Annotated in this window: 4 protein-coding genes; 3 read left to right on the top strand and 1 reads right to left on the bottom strand. The window is 68.7% G+C overall.

Annotated features, from left to right (window positions below; genetic code table 11):
* The 3 genes from QOC69_RS17905 to QOC69_RS17895 form a co-directional block, all read left to right on the top strand.
* Nucleotides 1-1,114 (top strand): propanediol/glycerol family dehydratase large subunit (locus tag QOC69_RS17905; RefSeq protein ID WP_526441946.1); only part of this gene is annotated, 1,114 nt, incomplete at its 5' end.
* 65 nt (nucleotides 1,115-1,179) lie between these two features.
* Complete coding sequence (locus QOC69_RS17900; protein WP_526441950.1) at nucleotides 1,180-1,449, top strand: diol dehydratase small subunit; 270 nt, start codon at nucleotides 1,180-1,182, stop codon at nucleotides 1,447-1,449.
* A gap of 2 nt (nucleotides 1,450-1,451) precedes the next feature.
* Nucleotides 1,452-3,146, top strand: coding sequence for a diol dehydratase reactivase ATPase-like domain-containing protein (locus QOC69_RS17895; RefSeq protein ID WP_526441948.1), 1,695 nt, complete (start codon nucleotides 1,452-1,454; stop codon nucleotides 3,144-3,146).
* A gap of 140 nt (nucleotides 3,147-3,286) precedes the next feature.
* On the opposite strand, the gene QOC69_RS17890 is transcribed toward QOC69_RS17895, so the two are convergent.
* Nucleotides 3,287-3,851, bottom strand: a 565-nt coding sequence (locus QOC69_RS17890; RefSeq protein WP_526441944.1) for an MMPL family transporter, incomplete at its 5' end; no start/stop codon positions are given.

Genomic DNA, 3,851 nt, shown 5'->3' with positions numbered 1-3,851 from the left:
ATTCGCGCTATACATCTTCAACTCCGACTACATGGACGTCTTCCTGGTGCTGCAACGAGACTGGGGCGTCGACGGTGGACTGCGCACGGTGTCGCCCGAGCATCTGGCACGGGTCCGGCGCCGCGCCGCCACCGCCGTGCAGGCGGTGTACCGCGACCTCGGCCTCGCGGACTTCGAGGACGACCGGATCGACGCGGTGGTGATGGCCAACGGTTCCCGTGACATCCCGCCCGGCGACCCGAAGGCCGTCGCCGAGGCCGCCACCTCGATCGAAGCCAAACAGCTGACCGTCTTCGACGTGATCGCCTCGCTGAAGCGCACCGGCTTCGACGAGGAAGCCGAGGCCATCATGACGCTGACCCGGGAGCGGCTTCGGGGCGACCAACTGCAGACCTCGGCGATCTTCGACGAGAACTTCCGGGTGCTGTCCAAGATCACCGACCCCAACGACTACGGCGGCCCCGGCAGCGGTTACGCGCTCAGCGACGAACGCCGCGCCGAGATCGACGGCATCCGGCAGGAGCGGACGACGGCCGAGCTCACCGCCGATCAAGCCGAGCACCGCGACCATGTCACGTTCACCGACGTCGAAATCGCCCGTCAGGGCAGCGATCCCCGCGAGGTGTGCATCGGGCTGTCCCCGGCCTTGGGACGCACGGTCTGGCTCAGCCTGTGTGGGCTCACCGTCGGGGAGGTGCTCAGACAGCTCTCGGCGGGTCTCGAGGAGGAGGGCTGCGTGCCGCGACTGGTGCGCGTCCGCTCGACCATCGACGTGGGCCTGATCGGGCTGACCGCGGCCCGACTGTCCGGGTCGGGGATCGGAATCGGATTGCAGGGCAAGGGGACTGCGCTGATTCACCGTCGTGATCTCGCGCCGTTGGCCAATCTGGAACTGTTCAGCGTGGCGCCGCTGCTGACCGCCCAGATGTACCGCGACCTCGGCCGAAATGCGGCCAGGCACGCCAAGGGAATGGCTCCGGCACCGATCTTCACTGGCGGCACCGACGAGTCGATCTCCGCGCGGTACCACGCCCGCGCCGTCGCGCTCGTCGCGCTCGAGCGGGAGTCCTGCCAGCCCGGCGAGACGCCGATCACGGTGCAGGTGACGCGGTGACCACCGAGCACCAGTTCACCGTCGAAGCCGCGGTCGACGGCAAACTTCGGCTGTCCGATCTCCGGATGGACCCCGCAACGCTGGCCCATCAGGCCGTCATCGCCGAACGGGGCGGCAACCCGCAGCTGGCCGAGAACTTCCTGCGCGCAGCCGAACTCGCGACCATGGACGACGAAGAGGTGATGAACCTCTACGAGGCGCTGCGGCCACACCGTTCCTCCGCCGAGCAGTTGGAGGCGCTGCGGGTGTCGCTCGAGGGTCGGGGTGCGATGCGGTGCGCGGAACTTGTGAGCCAGGCTGCCGCGGTGTACGCCAGGCGAGGTCTGTTGCGGTGACAGTGGTCGCCGGGGTAGACGTCGGCAACCACACCACCGAGATCGTGCTGGCCCGCGTCGCTCGGGGAACCGTCGAGCCGATCGGCCACGGCCACGCGCCGACCCGCGGGCGGAAGGGCTCGAGGGAATCCCTGGAGGGTGCGGCGGCGCTGCTGCACAAGATGGAAGTCGACGTCGACGTGGCCGCCGACGAACTGCTGCTCTCCGCGCTTCGACCGGTGGACACCGCGACCGCGCCGCTGCCGCCGCCGTCCTCGCCAAGGTCGCCGGTGCGCAGCCTCCGGAGACCCACCGCCAACACGCCTGCGGGGACGGGATCGGGTGTCGGTCGGCACGTACTTCTGGCCAGGCTGACCGCCGACGTGATCGCCGGCCCGGCAATCGTTTCCGTCGATGGGGTCACCGACTTCGAAGTGGCGGCACGCGCGATCTCGGCGGCCGTCGATCGTGGCTGGGGCATCGTCGGCGTGATCGCCGCGCAGGACGACGCCGTGCTCATCCGCAACCGGATATCCATCGACGTGCCGGTCGTGGACGAGGTTGACCTCGACGGGCTCGAACCAGGGGCGCTGGTCGCGGTGGAGGTCGTGACGGAAGGCCGGGCCTACCGGGCGATGGCCGACCCGATCGCGCTCTGCCACGCCCTGGAACTCGGACCCGACCAGATTCGGCACGTCGCCGAGTTCACACGCGAGTTGGCGGATTCGCCCGCGATCGCCGTGACCCGCCGCACCGGGCCGCCCGATCCGCCTGACGTCGACGACGACTACGTCGACTGCACCGCTGACGGCAGGGTGGTGCGGTACACGCCCGCGCAGGCACACAGCGTTCTTCGGCTCGAACCACCGGGCAACGTCGTGGCCGTCCGACTCCACTGCATTCCCACCGCCGAGCACGGAATCGCCGTGGACGACGCGTTTTTCACCGACCTGTCGTCGATCGACAACGGCGCGTGGCTGCGGCGCGGGGTCGCCGATACGCGTGGCACCGTCGTCGCACTGCTGGCCGCCGATCACGTCGCCGACGCGGCCGCGACTCTGCAGGAACTGACGGGACGTCCGACCCGCACGATCGCCACCGAGCCGGAGGCGGCGGCGGTCGGCGCACGCACCACGCCGGGGTTGCCCGCGAACACCGTCGTATGCGACATCGGCGGGGGCACCATCGATTTGGTGGGCGCGGGTCGCGCGGTGACGGCGGCGGGTGCGGGGGAGGCGATCACTACCGCCGTGGCGCGGGTGCTGAGCATCCCGCGTGCTCTCGCCGAGCGGGTGAAGCGGACACCGGCCCTGAGGGTCGAAGGTCCGCACGTCGCGCACGAGGAGGACGGCCGGCGGTTGTTCCTGGACAGCCCCGCCGCGGCCGACGCGATCGGCCGGTTGTGCACGCGCGGAAGTGCAGGCCTGGTGCCGTTCTCGAACAAGCTGGCGGCCGAGGAGTGGCGCAGCCTGCGCCTCGCGATCAAGCAGGAGACGGTCGCGGCGAACATCGCCCGCGCCATGTTGGCCTTCGACGATCCACCCACCGCACTGGTGCTGGCCGGGGGCGGGGCACTCGACGACGAACTGCTCCGAACGGTTGGCGAATCATTGCGCTCGATTCCGATCGCGGTGGGACGGGCCAACATCGACGGCGTGCACGGCCCGCGGTTCGCCGTCGCCTCCGGGCTGGTCCACCTCTACGCGAGTGAGCGCTGAACACCGCCGCGCCCCAACCAACACCCCCGCCGACCGCCTCGCCGCACTCCTCGACCAAGCCGCCTAACGAAACATGCCCAAAGTTGTCTTAACCGATTGACATTGACCGAGCGATGCGTTCGACAACCGAACGTTCGGCGTTAGTCGGGGCTGACGAACTTGTCGTTCGGTTCGCGCTCGAGCAGATCGCGCACCGCGCGGCGTGGGCCATAGGGGCGCAGCATCTGGCTGGCCGGGCGGGTACGCACGATCTGCGGCCACCAGAACCAGCGGCCGAGCAGGGTCGCAATGGCCGGTGTCATGAACGACCGCACGATCAGCGTGTCGAACAGCAAGCCGAGTCCGATGGTGGTGCCGATCTGGCCGAGGATGATCAGATTGCTGAACACGAACGAGGACATGGTCGCGGAGAACACCAATCCGGCGGCCGTGACGACACCACCGGTGCCCGCCATCGCGCGGATGGTGCCGGTTCTCAATCCGGCGTGTATCTCTTCCTTGAACCGGGATATCAGCAGCAGGTTGTAGTCAGCACCCACCGCCAGCAGCAGGATGACCGCCAGTGCAAGCACGATCCAGTACAGCTGGATGCCGAAGATGTACTGCCACACCAACACCGACAGCCCGAAGGATGCGCCCAAGGACAGCGCGACAGTGCCGACGATGACGATGGCAGCCACCAAGCTACGGGTGATGAACATCATG

It is taken from the genome of Mycobacterium sp., assembly GCF_032162105.1.
Taxonomy (GTDB): domain Bacteria; phylum Actinomycetota; class Actinomycetes; order Mycobacteriales; family Mycobacteriaceae; genus Mycobacterium.
This window is presented reverse-complemented; position numbering and strand designations above follow the sequence as displayed.